Source organism: Synechococcus sp. PCC 7335 (genome assembly GCF_000155595.1).
Classification (GTDB): Bacteria; Cyanobacteriota; Cyanobacteriia; order Phormidesmidales; family Phormidesmidaceae; genus Phormidesmis.
This window is the reverse complement of the sequence record NZ_DS989904.1, coordinates 1,565,826-1,584,004: the sequence shown is the minus strand read 5'-3', so window position 1 is coordinate 1,584,004 and position 18,179 is coordinate 1,565,826. Positions and strand designations below refer to the sequence as shown.

Sequence of the window (18,179 nt, the reverse complement as noted above, 5' to 3'; positions counted from 1 at the left end):
TTGTCTATCAGGAAATAGAAGATAGAAAACGTCGGCTGATGGTCACTCTCAAAGACGACAGAACTCGTTAAAGTAGTGGGAACGCCTTCATATTTTTGGCATCAAACATCGTTTCTAGGCAGTGAGCATGGGGATTTCTCCTAAACAATTAGGGCTGGGTGGATTCCTATTACTGCTAGGCTTAGGAGTAGGCTGGACAGGGCATGCATATGTTCAACAGACAGCGTCTGAGCCTTTCAATATCTTTGAGCCGGCGATCCCTAATCAGGTACAGAACCCTACTACCATTCAAACTGCTCAAGAAACTGTCACTACGCTGCCAGTACCTGCTAGCACCCTGCCTAGTGAAGCCAACTTTATTGCTAGCGCGGTCGATAGAGTCGGCCCTAGCGTCGTCAGAATTGATGCCTCTCGATCGGTTAGCAGCTTGAGCGATCCCTTCGAGCGTCGTCTGTTCAATCGTTTTTTTGAAGAAGAGGATAGCAATTCTCAGCTTCCTCGTACTCCCCAACTTCCAGAGCGATTAGAACAGGGAACTGGCTCTGGCTTCATTTTGAGCCCCGATGGCAAGCTGATGACCAATGCCCATGTCATCGAAGGGGCTGACAGGGTAGAGGTTACGCTTAAGGATGGCCGCACCTTCACAGGAGAAGTCATTGGCGCTGATCAGATTACCGATGTCGCAGTCATCAAGATCGATGCCAATGACTTACCGAGCGCACCATTAGGGACAACAGACAATCTATCACCCGGACAGTGGGCGATCGCCATCGGTAATCCGCTCGGTTTAGACAATACGGTCACCGCTGGCATTATTAGTGCTCTAGATCGATCGAGTACTCAAGTTGGTATCGCCGACAAGCGTGTCCAGTTCATTCAAACTGATGCAGCAATTAATCCAGGAAATTCTGGTGGTCCATTGCTCAATGCTAGTGGTGAAGTCATCGGGATGAACACGGCAATTCGAGCGAACGCGCAGGGGCTTGGCTTTGCAATTCCTATCGAAACGGCTAAGCGAATCTCAGATCAGCTGTTTGAAACGGGCGAGGTGCAGCATCCTTATCTTGGGATCCAAATGGTGGATCTAAATGAGCAGATGCGCGATCGCCTTAACCAGGATGAAGATCTTGACGTCAATATTAGCGCCGTTCAAGGCGTGGTTATCGTTCGAGTGATGCCTGGTACGCCAGCCGAATCTGCTGGCTTAAAGCGAGGCGATTTGATTACGAAGATTGGCGGCAATGCAGTAGAGAACGTTACCGACGTGCAGTCCCAAGTCGAAAACGGTGGCATTGGCGAAGAGCTAGAGGTTAGCGTTATTCGCGCCGGGAAGACTCAGCGGATCAGTGTTAAGCCAACCGCTTTACCGGAGGACCTGTAGCCGCGCTGATCTCGTAGCACTTCTCGTACTCGCTGGGAAAGAGGCAAATCCAAGTTGCACTTGGTATCGCACCTGGTATCGCATCTGACTGGGAGAGGCTAGTGTCACAAGTGGAACTGCTATCGCGAGGGGAACTACTCTTCAGCTTTGCGTTTATCGGTTGGATCTAGGTCTGGGCCCAAGGAGCCGGAAAGGTTGGTTTCTAGTTCCATCCTTTGCTCCATTCGTCGTAAGAAATAACCTGTCATCATTGCTGAAGCCAGTAAGCCTGCGAGGTTTTCTCTATCGGTGCTGACCTGCACGTTGAACCCGTCCGCAGGTAGCACGCCTACCAATCCTTGAACGTTGTGAGAAATAATTTGTCGGATTTCACCGCTAACAGACTGCGCCACTCTGCTTAGCACTTCGGGAGGCTGATGCTGTAGGTAGTCCAACAGCTCATTCGTCATACTCTCTTCCGAGTTGAGATTGGTGAAGTCTGCGCTCTCAGGATTGAAAACCATATGAATGAGGAATAACTAACCTTAGCTTAACCGTGGGAAACGCTCTTAAAACTGGTATGTTCCCCCACAAATGCCCTGTCTATAAAATTTCCTATGAACTATTAAGGAAATCTATGGTTACTAACTATACACAGCTTAACGAATAATACTGTGCTTAGGTAGCTTCTGGAGCTTCTGAAGCAGCCTCTTCTGGCTTCTTCTCTTCTGCTCTAGCTGCTAGCATCGCTTGTGAAGCTGAATCAACAGCGCTAGGATCACGGCTTTGGCTAGCCTCATGCGTTGCTTCACTATCGGGGTGGTGATCTTGGTGGGTAGCTGGCTCAGCTTTCTGCTTTGGCAGCCGCAGCGTCGAAATCTGAGGTAGCTTATCAATCTCGAAATGCTGGTAGAACTTTTCAGTCACCTGTAGCCAAGAAGAGCGGCCATCTGCCTGACGCCTTTTTTTGACAAAACCCTGATCGACCAGATCGGGAACATGTTGATATACACCTGAGCCACGCACGTCAACTAACTCACTTTGAGCGATCGGCCCACGTAACGCGATCGCAGCGAGTGTCCGCAGAGCCCCTAGGCCAATGTCCAAAGGCACAATGGTATCGACCAAAGGTTTATACACTTCTCGTAGCTGTAGCGCATAGCCTTCTTCTGTCTCAGCAATCTCAAGCGCGCCTTCACGATGGGCGTACTCATTCATTAAGGCAATCAAGCCTTCTTCTGCTGTTTCGCGATCACAGTGAGCAAATTCCGCAATCTGGCTAATCTTCAAAGGCTGAGCCTTCAAATATAGAATTGCCTCAATCTTATTTGCTAGCTGAGACATCACTCACCTCTCTTCTCATATACTCGCACTCAGTTGCGCGGGCTACGCACTTAGTTACACTCGCCGTTATACTCGCCTCTGTTACACGCCTTTCTAAACTCTATTCAACCTTTGGCCTAGAGTAGTTGTTCGTAGCTGTTCTCAGTTCTGCTCGCCCAGAATCAGTCTAGGTTTCGCCCAGTCAGCTCTACAAAGATGTCTTCTAAATTGGCAGGCCGTGTCATCATTCCTGTTTTGTCTGGCTGCTGATCTAGATACTGGTTAGCTGCAGCTAAAGAGGGGAAAAACAAGTACTCCCATCTATCGCCTTTTTGCTTCATAACAATACCTTCGCCATGCTTCTGCCGTAGTTCACCCAAGGTGCCGCTTTCAATCAGTACGCCTTTGTCCATAATGCCGATGCGATCGCACAAGTATTCCACTTCTTCCATGTAATGCGTCGTTAGCAGCATCGTCATCTTGTGCTCACGGTTCAGCTCTAGGATAATTTCCCACAGTCGCCGCCTAGTCTGCGGATCTAATCCTACTGTCGGCTCATCTAGAAACAAAATGCTAGGCTGATGCAGTAGCGCTCTGGCAATCTGTAAACGGCGCTTCATCCCACCAGAGAGCGTTTTCGCTTTATCATTGGCGCGATCACTTAAGCCTACATACGCTAGCCAACGGCGAATTTCCGCTTGTCGCCTGGCCGCTGGGAGATGATGCATCCGTCCGTGGAACTCCATATTCTCCCAGACGGTCATGTCGGCATCCACGCTAACCTGCTGTAGCACGACACCGATTTGACGGCGAACTTCGGTAGGCTGACGACTGACGTCATAGCCCGCTACTACAATATCGCCTTGCGTCTGCTGTGCCAGGGTTGTCAGCATCCGAATCGTCGTTGATTTGCCTGCCCCATTGGGTCCTAAAAGTCCGAAAATCTCTCCTGGCTCAATCGCTAAGGACAGATCGTTTACCACGCAAATATTGTTATAGACTTTGTGAACGTTTTGCAGAGAGACTGCTGCAACCATCAGTTTGAAGCCCTATCAACTTACCTACTCAGCCTATCTCAATCGGCTAGACTTTCTTCTACTTCCCTACTACAGATATCCATCGCCTCATGCGAGCTAGAATAGAAAATGGTGTCCTCTTTGTACGTAACGAAGATGTCCCGCCCTACAAAAAGACCGGATCAGTGGTCCGTAATAGCTATTTTTGGGCACTTAAATCCATTGCTGATCGCGCTCCGTTTCGAAAAGATTGGGAATTTGAAGAGCGCGTATGGATTGCCTTAACACGGATGCTCACTTCATTTGCTGAGTCGGGCTACTTAGGCCTCAAAGAAACTCAACTAGAGTTTTATTTGGACGAAGAAATTCCTGCTGAATTGAAAGCTATGTCGACTTGGCTAGCGCCTGATGCCGAACAAGCGGACACAGAATAGTTAAGAAGACTAGAGATAGTCAAGAAGACTAAAGTAGACGAACATTCGAAGGCTTGACCTGACCTGGCCCATATGCAGTAGCCTCTGTGACGTAAGATTGCGGCTGTGTCGAGCGCAGTGGCGAACGCGATATCTCAAACAAAACCTTGAATAAAGTCTTGAATAAAAAGGGACTCGCAAAGATTACGAGTCCCTATACCTTTTTAAGCTCAATTTTTAAACGTTCTATTTATTGTATTTAATGCGTTCAAACGAATCTCTACATCAAGCCAAGCTGACTCAAGATACCTTTGCCAGTTGCAAATTCGACTGCGATCGCAGAGACGAACCCAATCATTGCTAGTCGACCGTTCCAGGTCTCAGCAAATTCCGTGAATCCTAACTTAGCTGGTTCGTTTGTAGTAGGTGAATTTTCCATTGTTCGTTTCCTCAATTAGCTATTTCCTTCGCCTCAAGATTTGGAGCATTAGCACCAACATCTTTAAGCAATGTAAACACATGTTAACGAATTCAACAAAACCTAACTGTATCTTCCGATATATTTTGGGATATCGAAGGACATTCACTCTGCAGTATGGGGTGCAATCAGGCTAGAAGACCGCTTTTTTGCAGAAAACTCCTCAGTTTTTCCGACGCTATCTTTTCAACTCTGTTCACGACATCTGCTCAGAAACAGCTAGCTCAGCCACTTCGCGCTCCTTGTCTAATCTACGCTTTCGGGCATACAACTGAATCGTGATCACGAACGATAAAATTAACCCTGCTATCAGCCATGTTGTCGCATTCGTCGGAAAGCTGTTTTGAAAAACGACTAACATCACTATCGTTACTAGCAGCAGCGTAGGGGCTTCGTTGAGCGCTCGCAGCTGCTTCGGGCCCCAACCACATTCACCAGCCGCTAGCTGTTTACGAAGCCTGGCGCAGTACATGTGATAGGCGGCTAACAGCACCACAAATCCCAACTTAGCGTGCATCCAGCCCTCGTGCAGGACATCTGGACGCTGCCATAGTAGTCCTCCCGCCATTGCTAGTGTCAGCAGCATACCCGGCGTTGTAATGATCTTCAGCAGCCGAGTCTCCATAATCTCGTACTGCTTTTTCAAAATGCTACGAGCAGGTTCTGGCTCTTCTTCTGCTTCCACATGGTAGATAAATAGGCGCACCAGGTAAAACAAACCTGCAAACCAAACCACCACACCAACAAGATGAAACGCTTTGAACCAGTAATAAGCCATTGAATATCTTTGCCTGTTTCATTAGGAGAGCGATAAGAGCACCAACGAAAGCCTGGACCACTAACTCCAACTGGCAGCCAAACTTTCTTCGGGACTGTGCCCTTTATTTTCCGCTAGCAGCTTATATTTTGATCGCATAGCTCATAGGTTCTTAACGTTACTATTCATTTGGACACTTACTCATGCCTGGACCCACGCCCAGCCCAGCTCACGACTCGCATTCTGTCTCCTGGAAACCGATCGGGACATACGAAGATATTCTGTACCACAAAGCTGATGGCATGGCGAAAATCACTATCAATCGCCCCCACAAACGCAACGCCTTCCGCCCCAAAACAGTCTTTGAAATGTACGATGCCTTTCATGACGCAAGAGAAGATACGACTATCGGCGTCGTTTTGTTGACTGGGATGGGACCACACACTGATGGTAAATACGCCTTCTGTTCTGGCGGCGATCAAAGCGTTCGTAGAAAGGCAGGCTACGTCGGAGAAGATGGTATCCCTAGGCTCAACGTCCTCGACCTACAAAAGCTGATTCGCTCTATGCCTAAGGTTGTCATTGCGCTAGTTGCAGGCTACGCCATCGGTGGTGGACATGTACTACATTTGGTCTGTGACCTCAGTATCGCAGCTGATAATGCCATTTTTGGCCAGACTGGACCAAAGGTGGGCAGCTTTGATGGTGGGTTTGGCGCTAGCTATCTGGCCAGAGTCGTTGGGCAAAAAAAGGCACGTGAAATCTGGTTTCTTTGTCGTCAGTATGATGCCCAGCAGGCCTTGGATATGGGTCTAGTTAATACTGTGGTGCCAATCAACCAGCTAGAGAGTGAAGGCATCAAGTGGGCACAAGAGATTCTGCAGAAAAGTCCCATTGCTATTCGATGCCTAAAGTCGGCATTCAACGCTGACTGCGATGGACAGGCAGGACTGCAAGAGCTGGCGGGAAATGCAACTCTGCTCTACTACCTCAGTGAAGAAGGTGCTGAAGGGAAACAAGCCTTCTTAGAAAAGAGACAGCCGGATTTCAAAAAGTTTCCTTGGCTACCCTAAGCAGTCATCAAGGAAGAATTAGCTGCTCTTAAAAATACAGTTAGCCCTAGCTACACAGCTACAAGTTAGCGAAGAATCAAAGTTAAAAAGATAGTTTCTATTAAAAACGACTATGTCGTCATGAGAGACATAGTCGTTCGCTGTCTAATTTCGACCTAACTTAATCTTGATCTCACCTAATTCTTGATTTGCGATCGCTAAGGTGATTAGACAATCAAAACTAAGCAACGGGATCAGGTGGCTAGATTAGTCAGTGATCGCTGAACAAACGGTCTTTTTAAAAGTACTTGTAGAAGCATTAGCAGAAAATAAAACTGAATTAATCTGTCTAGAGCTAATCTGCTCAGGTGGTGTCATCCACTCTGCGATCCCCGATGGGGGCTGTGAGCTGTCTGCAAAAGGAGCATCCGAGAAGCAGCAGGCACTCCAGCGAGCATTCACAGGGGCACTCAGTCGACTGCATTGTCCGCCGCGTCTGCCTTCATGGGAATAGAATCTGCACAGCCCACAGCGACTTATTTCACAGTTTGAAGCAGCCATAATTGAGTTTCTTAAGTTTATAGTCTCGAACTTCATAATGACTTAATTAAAGAAGCCATTTTCCAACATAAAAAAACCCGAATCTATTGCCAGCATGAGTGAATCAATAAGAAAAGGACTTGTTCTATGTTTACATTTTCTTCAGATTTCAGTAAAGAAGTGAAACATGGTTGCCCACGGGAGTTTCAGCCATCTTGAAGAAACAGCCATCCTCGGGGATCACCTATTTAGACTTGCCATTCACAAGAGAAAAAGCTCATAGATTAGAAGAACTGTAATCTTTCGCAATGAGGGGATTCTTATCATTAAAATCAATCAAAAATATGCCCAGGAAGGGATGATTTTTAATTGGCTTAATAGAGATCGATGAAAAAATACAAACGGCTTTCGATGGACATATAGCAAGGTGCGGATGCATTCGCACCTTGCGAGTCACTTAGCCTGTTGAAACACAAGGGTTATAGCCAGTGACTATGCCGTAAGCTAAGTGACCAAAGCTATAGTACGTAGGTAGAGTACTAGACGTCGGGAAAGTACTACGGCATGATCCCGCTGATGATAGACTTACTGCCATTGTTTGCTTGCACATAGGGCACAAACAGACCACCGATCTAATTCTCCTTGTGGGCATCGGCACCGACAGTTAGGGCATAGCGACTGACTCTGCTGCATTCGTTGAATCAGGTGAGCCCATCTTTCATACGCTTCCATAGGGGTCGTTGCTTTAGTGTCGAAGGGCTGAGTTGTTTGTCCGGTATGGCTAGGGTGTTGGAGGCTGGTTTGATTAGGTAGGCGCGATCGCGCTGATTTGGCTTCAGGCGTAGTCCATTGCGCTGTAGAGAATCGGATGTTTTTGATAGGTTGGCTCTGATAGCGATTTAGCTTTCGTAGAATTTTGAATCGTTCGTAGGTAAGTGTTTGAGCCCATACAGGCGTAGCCGTTGCAACGTAGAGTTCTGCTCTACATATTCTGACGGGTTTGGTTTGTCTAGCCACGGCAAAGCCAACTGCCTTCGGCCAATGCGCTAGCACTAAGCGAAACTGTCGTTGCGTCTGCCAGCTATCTTGAGTCTCTAGCCCCTTGATTAGGCTATTTAGGCCTTCTAGTCCCATAGTTAAACTGGGTTTAGATGTATTGGTTTTTGGGTTGGGTTCAGCATTGATACATCAAGATATGATGTTATTTCGCTTGGTCACATAGGGCACCTTCTATTAACTATTACAAATGAAGGGGTCTGTCATGGCGACGCAGCGTACTACTCATGAATTATCGGCTCGGCTAGGTGCTGTACTAGGCAGCGTTGATATCAGTCTAGACGCTGAGCTAACTCGGTATCGTCGTAGTCGTCGGCTCACAGGATTGAGTGGAGAAGATATCTGCCGAGAAGATGCCTATAGAAACACACAGAGCGATCCGGCTTCTGATGTGGAACCAGTCGAGGCGACTCTAGTAAGTACCCCACCGCCAGTTCCGCCTAATAGAAAGCTAATGGCCGCTGGTTACTATGATCGTGACAGCCAAGACGCTAATCCGCCATCGATCCGCTTCTGGGCGCAGCAAAAATCTAGTAACTCATCTAATGAGCTAACCAGTCATTCAGCAAGCATATCCACATCCGCCTTACTAAGCTCACTGACTGAAGCCGATCAGACTAAAGCCAAAGCTGTCGGCAGTGGAATAGTTCCTACTATCGCTCCACAAACTCATTCCCCACTAAGTCAGGTCACACAGGCTCACCAGCCGGGGGAATCTGCGCAAACTCTATCTGGAATAAGCACGCCTAGCAGCTACCTAGCCTCTTCTACAAAACTCATCGGAAGCCTAGAGGACAAATCAGCACAGCCCAACCCAGCTGAGCTTGCAGCTACTGGTCAATCTAGACGTAAAACCGTTTCTCTACTAGCTGGCGCAGTGCTGGGCTGCTTAGGACTCCTAACCGGATTGGGGGCTAGCTACGTCATGTCAAATTCGCTTGCCGAGCAGCGTCTAGCCAACGAACTGGCTGATCCTAGTCCGGTTCTTGGTATAGAAAACACCGCTGCTGCGACGTTTGACCCGCCTGGACCAGACCTATCGAGCGCTGAATTCGTCCAACTTAAAATTGACAATCTTAGCTCGCTGCAGATGCCCAAAAGTGACCCTATCATTCCTAGTACTATTAGCGCAGGGCAGCCACCGACGACGCCTTCTCATCCATCAGGGCTATCTTCGGCGGGACCAGTAGAGACCGTCATACCGTCTGTGGCTAGACCTAACTCAGCTTCAGTAGCGACTGAGACACAGGCCGCTGTATTGCCGATTGGGCAAACCTACTACGTCACGGTTCCTTTCAGATCAGAGCAGGGTCTCTGGCAAATTAGACAATCTATCAGTGAAGCTTTTGTCCGTCGGTTTGCCGATGGTAATCGGATTCAGGTAGGAGCTTTTAGCAACGCTCAATCCGCAGAGCAGTTTCTTGAAAAATTAAAAGAGAATAACATTGTGGCTGAAGTGTATGGTCCTACGACAGAGTAAAGAAACTTGCCATATAGCGTACGAGTGTATCCAGCGCTATCTTTAATTCAGTAAGTTCACTGGAGAGCTCTACCGATGGGACTGCTTGATCGCATTTCGCGCTTGGTTCGCTCTAATGTCAATACGCTAGTAAAGGGGGCTGAAGATCCTGAAAAGATCCTGCAGCAGACGCTGCAGGATATGCAGCGTGATTTAATCGCTATGCGTCAGGCGGTGGCTCATGCGATCGCCACCCAAAAGCGCACTGAAAGGCAGTATGAGCAGGCTGGGCGTACGGCTCAAGAGTGGTACAACAGAGCCCAGCTTGCCCTCCAAAAGGGGGACGATCCCCTCGCCAGAGAGGCCCTCGAACGCCGCCAAACATATAGCCAAACCGTTCAAACGCTCGAGCCCCAAATCGCTCAGCAAAAAGAAATCGTTCGGCAGCTAAAGTCTAATATGAGCCTATTAGAACGAAAGATTTCTGAAGCCCGTACAAAAAAAGATATGTATATCGCTAGGGCTAGAGCTGCTCAGTCGAGCGTTCGACTACACGAGATGCTGATGAGTAATTCGCCAGGATCTACCGGCGCGTTCGAAAAAATGGAAGCGCGAATCATGGACCTAGAGGCGCAGGCAGAAGTTGCCGGAACGTTAGGCGCAGACGATGTCGAACGACAGTTTGCACAGCTTGAAGGACAAGGCAGCATCGACGCGCAGCTAGCCGAGATGAAGACAAAGATGATTGAAGGGCACTAAGCCCTGCGTGTAACTTCCAAGCATGTATAGCGATCTGCACTGAGCGTATAGCCTGTTCAAACGCTACAACCCTTAACCTACAAAGCGTCGTATCAACTCCCATTGGTTCCTCGATACACAGGCAAGGTGAAGTGAAAACAGCTGCCCTCGCCCTGCTTGGAATCAACCCAAATTTCTCCATAGTGGGCCCTGACTACTTGCTGACAAAGCGCTAGACCCAGACCATATCCATCTTCAGCGCGATCGCGTTTTAGCCGAAAGCTTTCCTCGAAAATTTTCTTCTGGTTTTCTCGAGGAATTCCCGGACCATTATCTCTAATGCTAATTTGCACCTTTTCGGTTGTTCGATGCAGGGCTGCGATGCCAATTTTTCCTGCCACAGGCGTGTATTTAACTGCGTTGTCGACTAAATTACTAAGGACTCTTTGTACTTGATCCGCATCGGCATAAACGTGGGGCAGATCCTGCGGTAGGTCAGTCTCGATAGTCTGCTTTTTAGCCGATAGTTTCGGTGCAAAAAACTCGATTACTGTCATGCACAGATCGTTTAGGTCTAAATCTTGTGGCGAAACTTCTATGTTGGTATCAGAGCCTCTAGCAGCCTTCAAGATCTCGGTAATCATGCTGCTGACCGCTCGAATCTGCGTCTTAGTGCTCTGGAGCAGGTGAGCAATTAGCTCTGGCGTAAACTTATCTGCTTTCGCACCGTTCGGTTCAAAGGCTAGCTCCAAAGTTTCTAAGGCAATCGAAGCTGCTGTCAGTGGGTTTCGTAAATCATGAGCCATCATCGCAATAATGCGATCTTTAAACTCGATCTGAGATAATAGCGTTTCTTTTTCCTGTTCTAGCCGAAAGATGTCATCAGAGAGCCTAATCACCTCGGTGGATTGATCGACCGCATTGACTTTGACACCATCAGATCCAGATAAAGACAAAAGGGAAACCACTTTGTCGTTTTCTGACGACTCATCGAGGAGCTCTTGATTCCACCGTGGCCACCAGTGTGCCAATTTAGTAGCCACATCACCACCCGCCAAGATTTGGTAGCTGTCCTCTGAAACCTTAATCAGTGCAGGCGTGGCCACCAGCTTGAATCGCTCCGCTAAATAAGGTTGGTTATTGACATCAACAATCTCTAGACCAACCTCATCCGGTGCACAGAGCGCCTTTACCTGAGCGCGAATTTGCCGAATTTGTTCGGCTGAGTTCGGTCGTTTGTCAACAAAGAACAATAGTTTGAAGGGTCTACTATCCTTAGGCAAAACCGGAGTGCGCCCCTCCATTCAGCTTCCTACCATGACGTGTTTGGATAAGTCTACATGATACATTCCACAAAATGAGTCTACAAGCACTGGGCTAAGAAGCCGATGAAAAGCCCAGAAGACATTGATAGATCGCCAGACTAGGATTAATTGGAATTGCAATCACTAGTTACTCACGAATATTTGGCCGCTACAATAAATGAACTGAATTCAGTGAGGTGATGTGAACGCAGCCGAACAAGCATCAACAATCGAATTTGCTAGTAAGATTGCAGCAACGATTGGACTCTTTAAGTCCGAGTTACCCGACCTAAGAGCAGACCTCAAACCCTGGTTGAACGATTCTACAACGCGAGATTTAATCGACCCGGATTCAGTCGATATCGGATTTCACTTTCCAGGCGTTAGTCGTCTATTTCAGTGCCGTAGTCTATTGATTCAAATTCGTCTTCATCAGGATACTGAAAGCGATCGGCGCCGTGCCATCGGCCTTGAAATCGCAGGATTTGATCATCAGGGGCAACGGTGGCGGCTATCTACCATCGATAACTGGCAGTTTGAAGGCGCTATCATACCCGATCCAGCTTCAGGAGAATCTTTGAGAAACTGCTGTCGTCGGGTGTTCGAAGTTTTCAATCAAGAACTACCGGCAGCTTGAGTAGAGTACCATCACAACCAGGCCATTGATCTGCAATGTTGCCACCAAGCGCGATCGTCAGCATTATGATCCGAGCGTCTACTGCCTTACTTTCCTGCTGGGACGCTCCCGTTCCAAGGTTGATTGAAAAAGCAGGATAGCAGGCGGCGCTTAGGCTCAGGCGCAAAGACTCTCCAGGAAAGAGGCTAAAGCAAGTGGGGTGTAGTGGTAGTGAGACGGATCTTCCTTTTAAGCTCTGGCCGGGTGAGTTCTGGCCTACTAGCTCCCGGTCTGCCAAGTGCTGAAATCGCCCGTACCCTTGTGTGAGATTGTAGACGTTGCCCCGGACGACTCTAGAGAGTATGGCGCAAAGATCGTAGCTGGTCGTTGACGCGGCGATCGCAATCACTACTTTTGGCACGCCTACCACCCGCAGTTCCTCGGCGAATGGCGCTGATGTATAGGTCAGTACATCCCCTCGCGCATCCACCGCCGTGCGCTCAAACACCCCGGCAGGAATTGAGCTGTGACCACCCGCAGCAGGACAAGGATTCCACGGATCATGTACGAGCGTATCGAACTGCGGCATCTGGGTTAATGACTCACTGAGCACGCCGCTGTCCTCACGAACATTTGCGAGTCCATCGCTATAGAGAAAATAAGTTATTGTGTTGTTTTCTGGCTTGGTTTTGTCTTCTGATCTGGAGACTGCTGAGTTTACCGCCAGCTGCTCAGTCGTTTGCTCAGTCATTTGCTCGGTTGGCCAGGCATCGAGCGATCGCCACTGATTTCGGCCCATCTCAAATAGGTTCACCGGCGGCGACTGCCGCAGCTTAGCCATATTCTCTCCTTTCAAAATTCCATCAAACCACTGGAGCTGTAGTCGATCAATTGGACTAGCCGCAGCAGGACCAAAATCCATCGCGCCTACTTTTCGGCCCCAGGGGATATGAATCCAGGGTCCAACCCAAAAATGATGCAGATATCGACTACGCGCTGCCATCTCCAGGTATCGCCGCAAGTCCCCTCGCAAATACGGATCAAACCAGCCTCCCACATGCAGCATGGGTAGATCGACTTGGTCGAGCTGCGGCGTTAGCTGCTGCCAATAGCGATCGCCTTTGGGCGCACTCACCCAATCGTGAAAAAAGGTGTCTACATCCGCTAGGACCTCACGCCAACCTGGGGTGGACTCATCTGTCGGCAGAGTGCGAGCCGCCGCTACTAGCTTCTGATAAGTCTGACTATCGCCCTCTATTTGAGCAGTTTGCGCTGCTAGCTGGATTGCCCACACTAGTCCTAGATGAAAGCACAGCGCTCCATTTTCATAAGCCCAATCTTCATAGAGATGATAGCCAGTCATTGCTGGCACGATTGTCTTAAGCGCCGGGTGAGCTGACTGCGCCGCCTGTAGCTGAGTCATACCTTGGTAAGAGAAGCCGTACATCGCTACTTGGCCATCGCTCCCTGGGAGCCGCGCAGCCCATTCAACCGCGTCTTCCCCATCTAAAACTTCGTAAGCAAATAGTGAAAACTCACCCTCAGAGGTTCCTCGCCCTCGAACGTCCTGAATGGCGACGATATAGCCATGCGCAGCGTACCAGCGAGGGTGGGCATAAACAACGGTAGAAGCGATCGCTCGCCCGTATGGCTGCCGCATCAACAAAACCGGAAACGGACCGGCTCCTTTGGGGAAGTAGACATCTGCATCGAGCCGCACACCGTCGCGCGTATACATAGAAAGGGTCTGCTGCGCCTGAATAGAAATCATAGTTTGGGGTATGGTTTTGAATACTGAGGAGATAATAGGGATAAGCAAGGGGATGGCATGGAACCCATTTTGATCATTAGTAACCTGGTGCTAGTTGGATTAACAGGAGCCTATGTATGGCTAACCAATAAAAACCTCAAACAGCTAAGGCAAGAGAGCAGCTACTATCGCAACGTCGTAGAAAAACGGCTCAGTCTCACTGCCCTGCCCCATCTTTACTGGGACTTACAGCCAACTACAGACTCAGAAGGGCATACTAGTCTTGCCCTTGAAGTCTTCAATATCAGCAATGTTCCTGCCTACGATGTTCACGTCAGCCTAATTGGCGCGTACACCGAGGAAGCACTTGGCATTGCTACCTTTATGCGAACTTATGTTCAGCCCCGCCACCGCAAGTACCCGCTTCAGCCAGATAAAGTCGGCTACTATGGTGTGCGTAAGGCTGTGCGTCTCTCGTTCCTACCAACCCAGCAGAAAATTGCGCTTTCGCTGCCCTTTCCTATTCAGCCTGCCGATGTCTATACCCTTGTGCAATACCGTGAGCTCTCGGGAGAAAACTACTATCAGGTCTGCTGCTTTAGTGCTATCGATGAATCAGGAGCCTATAGAGCCAACATTCTAGAGCCCTTTGAAGTCGATACGATGGAGCGATTACACTTATTTGATCTAGAAGATTTTGTCATACCCGAAAGAAAAACAGATGGCTCGGATGAGCTGCCCTACTACTTAGTCGATTTCGTTGACTTGTGGAACCATTCTATTTCCAGCCGTCTTATTTTAGAAGCGCCTCACACTCCGTCTAGCTCGTCGGAAGAGGATATTCCTGTTCAGGCCGCTTATGACTTCTAACGCATCATCTACGCCATATCTAAAGCTAGGAGCGTCGACTCGTCAGAGTTTGATAGCTCATCCGGTGACGCTGACCGATATTCTGTTAATCGACGATGATCCCTATATTTTGCAGGGCTTACAGCGGCTATTACAAAAGCATGGTTATCGTGTGGAAACCGCCAATGACGCAGATAGTGGCCTTCACAAGGCGATTCACTTAGCCCCTTCTGTTGTTATCTGCGATCTGCTCTTGCCTGGCGGTTCTAGCGGAATTGATATCTGCTGCCAAATCAAGCAAGATCCTCAGCTAGCGACCACTGCTTTTTTGATCATGACTAGCCATAGCGATCTTGCCAATCGAGTAGAAGCATTAGAAGCTGGCGCAGATGATCTACTCATCAAACCTATTGATACAGCCGAGCTAGTCGCTAGGGTCAATTCTGGGCTACGACTTCACAAGCTCATGCAAGCACTCAGGGCACAAACGCGTAGATTAGAGAATGAGTTAGCGGAGGCAGCTACCTACGTTACATCGCTTCTACCTCAAGATACGCCGGCAGATGCTAAAAACTGTATCTCAATCACGTCTCGATTTATCTCTTCTCAAGAGCTAGGGGGAGATTGTTTTGATCACTACTGGCTCGATCCTGACTATTTGGTCATGTATCTGCTAGATGTATCAGGCCATGGCCTAGGAGCGGCGCTATTGTCGACCTCGGTTCTAAATGTATTGCGATCGCAGTCACTTCCCGGGGTGGATTTTCGTCGTCCCGAGACCGTTCTAAAGGGGCTGAACGAAACCTTTAAGATGACCGAGCAAAACGATAAATACTTCACTATTTGGTACGGCGTCTATCACCGAGTGACCAGGCAGCTCGTCTATGCCAGTGCTGGTCACCCCCCGGCACTACTGGTTGAGCCTGCGATGCGTCCTCATTCCGCTTCAAACAGTGTGGTCAAACTACAGCAGCTGAGAACCCCTGGCATGCCGATTGGCATGATGAACGACAGTATCTATCGATCGGAGAAATGCACTATCCTAACTGGCAGTCGTCTATACATCTTCAGCGATGGCATCTACGAAATCTATCCAACCAAACCACCGATAGATTCGGTTAAGCCACAGCTAGGTCTAACAGGTCTGGTCACTATCTTGACTGAGCTAGAGACGCAGCAACAGCTCACCATCAGTACCCTCATCGAACGAGTCAGTCGCTTTGGAGGCGATCGATTTGACGATGATCTCTCTTTGTTAGAAGTTGACTTTCAAACCTGATTGCCTGTCACAATCTAGTCCTTAATTAAATTAAGTACTCCTGCTTCGTCCTCGATCCTTAACCTGCTCGATCTTCAGCCTTATAAATTGAGATCAGATATTGAAGTTGGCTCAAAAGTGAGCCCAAATACTTGTTCAAACTGTTCGATCAAGGTTTGTTGGACCTGTTTCAAGCTGATGTCTGGAACAAACTGCGCAATCGATCCCACAGACTTCCCCTCTAAACCGCAGGGAACAATGCGCTCAAATCCACCCATATCCGGACACACATTTAAAGCAAACCCGTGCATCGTAATCCAGCGGCTTACTTTGATACCGATCGCTGCCACCTTATATCCATCCACCCATACGCCTGTCATCCCTTCAAGGCGATCGCCGCGTAGCCCATACTCAGCTAGCACCAGAATAATCACTTCCTCAAGCTCTCTGAGATACCAGTGCAGATCCATTCGATGCTGTTTCAAATCTAAGATAGGATAGCCTACCACCTGACCTGGACAGTGATAGGTCACTTCCCCACCCCGCTCTACTCGATGAAGCTCGTAGTGCTTAGAACCAGGCGCAAACTTCAAAAATCTGATATCAGCGCCTTGACCAAGCGTATAGACAGGCGGGTGCTGAAGCAATATCAGCGTATCTCTCATACTACAACCGGCACGCTTATATCTCGTGACGAGCTGCTGCTGCCATCGCCAAGCCCTTACATAGGGTATCGCTGTCTCTAGCGAGACTACATAGCCCAATCGTTTATTCACCGTTTATTCAACTGTTCTACTATTATTCAGCTGTTCTACTAAGCTTTGCATTAAACCGTTGAGCAGCTTATAGTCTTTACCTTTCTACCCACTAGCACTTTTTTTACATATCGGATCCTAGGCTCAAGTCAAGATTTATCAACGGATGCTTAAAAAGTTTGACAGTTTGATACTCGGCCAAAATGCCGATGCTAGGCTTAAAAAGCATAAAACTAAACCGCCACAGGGGAGGCTACTTCATGAAGCTAGTAATCCAGGGGAAAAACATCGAGATCACTGACGCCATCCGTAGTCATGTACATCAGAAAATCGAAAAGGCAACCGCTCACTTTCAAACACTTATCAACAAAGTAGATGTCTGCCTGTCTGTCCAAAACAACCCCCGAATTGCCCCGAAACAAACCGCAGAAGTCACTGTCTTCCTCAACAATGTCGTTGTTCGCGCTGAAGAGAGCAGCGAGAGTCTATATGCCAGCATCGACATGGTGACCGATAAGCTTACCCGCCAGCTTAGGAAATACAAAGAGAAGCGTCGCGATCAAGATCACGCTACTGTACGGCCAACAGACGTCGATGCCACTATCAACGCGCCTGATATTACTTCTCACAATGCCGATATTAGCGAAGTACTCAACCACCAGCCCAAACTACCTGACACAGTTGTACGCAGCAAGTACTTTGCGATGCCGCCAATGACTGTACAGACTGCCCTCGAGAATCTAGAGCTCGTTGGACATGACTTCTACATGTTCCGCAACGTAGAAACTGGAGAAATTAATGTTATCTACGAGCGCAACCACAAGGGCTACGGTCTGCTACAGCCTCGACAGAACCACCAAACCAAAGTTGCTCAAAATAACAACCACAAAGAGAACAAGGCAAGCAGGTTGACTCCTGTTGCAAAAGCTATCTAGCGAATTTCTGTTGCCTTTTCCCTTGATTGCTCTTTGCTTTCTATCGCCTCTTACCAAAGGTGAGCTTTCGAAAGATAGCCCTCTTCCTAGCCTATAGAGAGAGGGCTACTTCAACTGAAATTAATCGAGAGCTAGGCAGCTTTCAATAAACTATCCAATTTGCCCTTGCGCTCAAGCGCGTGGATATCATCACAGCCGCCGATGTGACGCTCATCGACAAAAATTTGAGGCAGCGATCTTCTCCCAGCACGTTCAGCCATCTTGCTACGGGCCTCTTCATCGCCATCAATGCAATACTCCGTATATTCGACGCCTTTCCTATCTAATAGAGACTTAGCTCGAATACAGAATGGACAGCGACTCCAGGTATAAATCTCAATCTTAGGCTGCATACTTTTCCTCTAAATAGCACCGTATGTACCTCTAGTCTAAAATGTTCTTTGCAATTCGACTGTATCAAGAAGCAAGGTCTATAGAAGAAGACCTATAGAAGACATCTAGAGAACGCCTAATACTGATG

The 18,179-nt window shown here is 48.3% G+C and carries 20 protein-coding genes; 10 read left to right on the top strand and 10 right to left on the bottom strand.

Translation table 11 applies throughout. The annotated features are described in order from the left end of the window. Nucleotides 1–121: 121 nt before the first annotated feature. Nucleotides 122–1,381 carry an HhoA/HhoB/HtrA family serine endopeptidase gene (locus tag S7335_RS06975; RefSeq protein WP_369791678.1) on the top strand — a complete coding sequence of 420 codons (1,260 nt, stop codon included), beginning with the start codon at nt 122–124 and terminating at the stop codon, nt 1,379–1,381. 134 nt (nt 1,382–1,515) lie between these two features. Here the strand turns inward: S7335_RS06975 and S7335_RS06970 are convergent, their stop codons facing one another. The 3 genes from S7335_RS06970 to S7335_RS06960 all read right to left on the bottom strand — a co-directional run bounded on the left by S7335_RS06970 (nt 1,516) and on the right by S7335_RS06960 (nt 3,720). After that, nucleotides 1,516–1,884 carry a DUF760 domain-containing protein gene (locus tag S7335_RS06970; protein ID WP_006454885.1) on the bottom strand — a complete coding sequence of 123 codons (369 nt, stop codon included), beginning with the start codon at nt 1,882–1,884 and terminating at the stop codon, nt 1,516–1,518. Between the two features lie 154 nt (nt 1,885–2,038). Then, entirely contained in the window at nt 2,039–2,704 is a 666-nt protein-coding gene (gene scpB / locus S7335_RS06965) for an SMC-Scp complex subunit ScpB (RefSeq protein WP_006456321.1), read from the bottom strand. 161 nt (nt 2,705–2,865) lie between these two features. Then, a complete protein-coding gene (locus S7335_RS06960; RefSeq protein ID WP_006456416.1) occupies nt 2,866–3,720 on the bottom strand; it encodes an ABC transporter ATP-binding protein in 855 nt (284 codons plus the stop codon). An 89-nt stretch (nt 3,721–3,809) separates the two neighbouring features. Here S7335_RS06960 and S7335_RS06955 point away from each other — a divergent pair, with 89 nt between their 5' ends. After that, nucleotides 3,810–4,133, top strand: a complete 324-nt coding sequence (locus S7335_RS06955) for a hypothetical protein (protein ID WP_006456955.1) — start codon at nt 3,810–3,812, stop codon at nt 4,131–4,133. A gap of 259 nt (nt 4,134–4,392) precedes the next feature. Here S7335_RS06955 and S7335_RS06950 read toward each other — a convergent pair whose 3' ends face one another. Both S7335_RS06950 and hemJ read right to left on the bottom strand, forming a co-directional pair. Next, nucleotides 4,393–4,551 (bottom strand): chlorophyll a/b-binding protein, encoded by a 159-nt coding sequence (locus S7335_RS06950; protein ID WP_006454757.1) that lies wholly within the window; start codon nt 4,549–4,551, stop codon nt 4,393–4,395. 235 nt (nt 4,552–4,786) lie between these two features. Then, entirely contained in the window at nt 4,787–5,368 is a 582-nt protein-coding gene (gene hemJ / locus S7335_RS06945) for a protoporphyrinogen oxidase HemJ (protein WP_006454376.1), read from the bottom strand. Between the two features lie 182 nt (nt 5,369–5,550). Here hemJ and menB point away from each other — a divergent pair, with 182 nt between their 5' ends. Beyond that, nucleotides 5,551–6,420 carry a 1,4-dihydroxy-2-naphthoyl-CoA synthase gene (menB, locus tag S7335_RS06940; RefSeq protein WP_050765795.1) on the top strand — a complete coding sequence of 290 codons (870 nt, stop codon included), beginning with the start codon at nt 5,551–5,553 and terminating at the stop codon, nt 6,418–6,420. 253 nt (nt 6,421–6,673) lie between these two features. Next, complete coding sequence (locus tag S7335_RS28385) at nt 6,674–6,913, top strand: hypothetical protein (protein WP_006456698.1); 240 nt, start codon at nt 6,674–6,676, stop codon at nt 6,911–6,913. A gap of 611 nt (nt 6,914–7,524) precedes the next feature. Here the strand turns inward: S7335_RS28385 and S7335_RS06930 are convergent. Beyond that, nucleotides 7,525–8,073, bottom strand: a complete 549-nt coding sequence (locus S7335_RS06930) for a DciA family protein (protein WP_006457392.1) — start codon at nt 8,071–8,073, stop codon at nt 7,525–7,527. A 127-nt stretch (nt 8,074–8,200) separates the two neighbouring features. Here S7335_RS06930 and S7335_RS06925 point away from each other — a divergent pair, with 127 nt between their 5' ends. Continuing rightward, nucleotides 8,201–9,475, top strand: coding sequence for an SPOR domain-containing protein (locus tag S7335_RS06925; protein ID WP_006457042.1), 1,275 nt, complete (start codon nt 8,201–8,203; stop codon nt 9,473–9,475). Nucleotides 9,476–9,550: 75 nt separating this feature from the next. Then, nucleotides 9,551–10,213 (top strand): PspA/IM30 family protein, encoded by a 663-nt coding sequence (locus tag S7335_RS06920; protein WP_006456409.1) that lies wholly within the window; start codon nt 9,551–9,553, stop codon nt 10,211–10,213. A gap of 92 nt (nt 10,214–10,305) precedes the next feature. Here S7335_RS06920 and S7335_RS06915 read toward each other — a convergent pair whose 3' ends face one another. Next, a complete protein-coding gene (locus tag S7335_RS06915) occupies nt 10,306–11,496 on the bottom strand; it encodes a histidine kinase (RefSeq protein ID WP_006455387.1) in 1,191 nt (396 codons plus the stop codon). Nucleotides 11,497–11,698: 202 nt separating this feature from the next. On the opposite strand from S7335_RS06915, the gene S7335_RS06910 reads away from it, so the two are divergent. Further along, nucleotides 11,699–12,133 (top strand): hypothetical protein, encoded by a 435-nt coding sequence (locus S7335_RS06910; protein ID WP_038015827.1) that lies wholly within the window; start codon nt 11,699–11,701, stop codon nt 12,131–12,133. On the opposite strand, the gene S7335_RS06905 is transcribed toward S7335_RS06910, so the two are convergent. Further along, complete coding sequence (locus tag S7335_RS06905; RefSeq protein ID WP_006455369.1) at nt 12,108–13,883, bottom strand: CocE/NonD family hydrolase; 1,776 nt, start codon at nt 13,881–13,883, stop codon at nt 12,108–12,110. The two genes, S7335_RS06910 and S7335_RS06905, sit on opposite strands and share 26 nt — an antisense overlap. A gap of 57 nt (nt 13,884–13,940) precedes the next feature. On the opposite strand from S7335_RS06905, the gene S7335_RS06900 reads away from it, so the two are divergent. Both S7335_RS06900 and S7335_RS06895 read left to right on the top strand, forming a co-directional pair. Continuing rightward, nucleotides 13,941–14,732: a hypothetical protein gene (locus S7335_RS06900; protein WP_006454047.1), complete on the top strand. Its 792-nt coding sequence runs from the start codon at nt 13,941–13,943 to the stop codon at nt 14,730–14,732. Beyond that, nucleotides 14,722–15,990, top strand: coding sequence for a PP2C family protein-serine/threonine phosphatase (locus S7335_RS06895; RefSeq protein WP_006456753.1), 1,269 nt, complete (start codon nt 14,722–14,724; stop codon nt 15,988–15,990). The genes S7335_RS06900 and S7335_RS06895 overlap by 11 nt, the downstream gene beginning before the upstream one ends. 80 nt (nt 15,991–16,070) lie before the next feature. Here the strand turns inward: S7335_RS06895 and lipB are convergent, their stop codons facing one another. After that, nucleotides 16,071–16,745, bottom strand: coding sequence for a lipoyl(octanoyl) transferase LipB (gene lipB, locus S7335_RS06890; protein WP_038015824.1), 675 nt, complete (start codon nt 16,743–16,745; stop codon nt 16,071–16,073). 239 nt (nt 16,746–16,984) lie between these two features. On the opposite strand from lipB, the gene hpf reads away from it, so the two are divergent. Beyond that, nucleotides 16,985–17,659: a ribosome hibernation-promoting factor, HPF/YfiA family gene (gene hpf / locus S7335_RS06885; protein ID WP_006454986.1), complete on the top strand. Its 675-nt coding sequence runs from the start codon at nt 16,985–16,987 to the stop codon at nt 17,657–17,659. 131 nt (nt 17,660–17,790) lie between these two features. Here the strand turns inward: hpf and grxC are convergent, their stop codons facing one another. Then, on the bottom strand, nt 17,791–18,051 hold the full coding sequence (gene grxC, locus S7335_RS06880) for a glutaredoxin 3 (protein ID WP_006455447.1): 261 nt from the start codon (nt 18,049–18,051) through the stop codon (nt 17,791–17,793). Nucleotides 18,052–18,179: the final 128 nt, after the last annotated feature.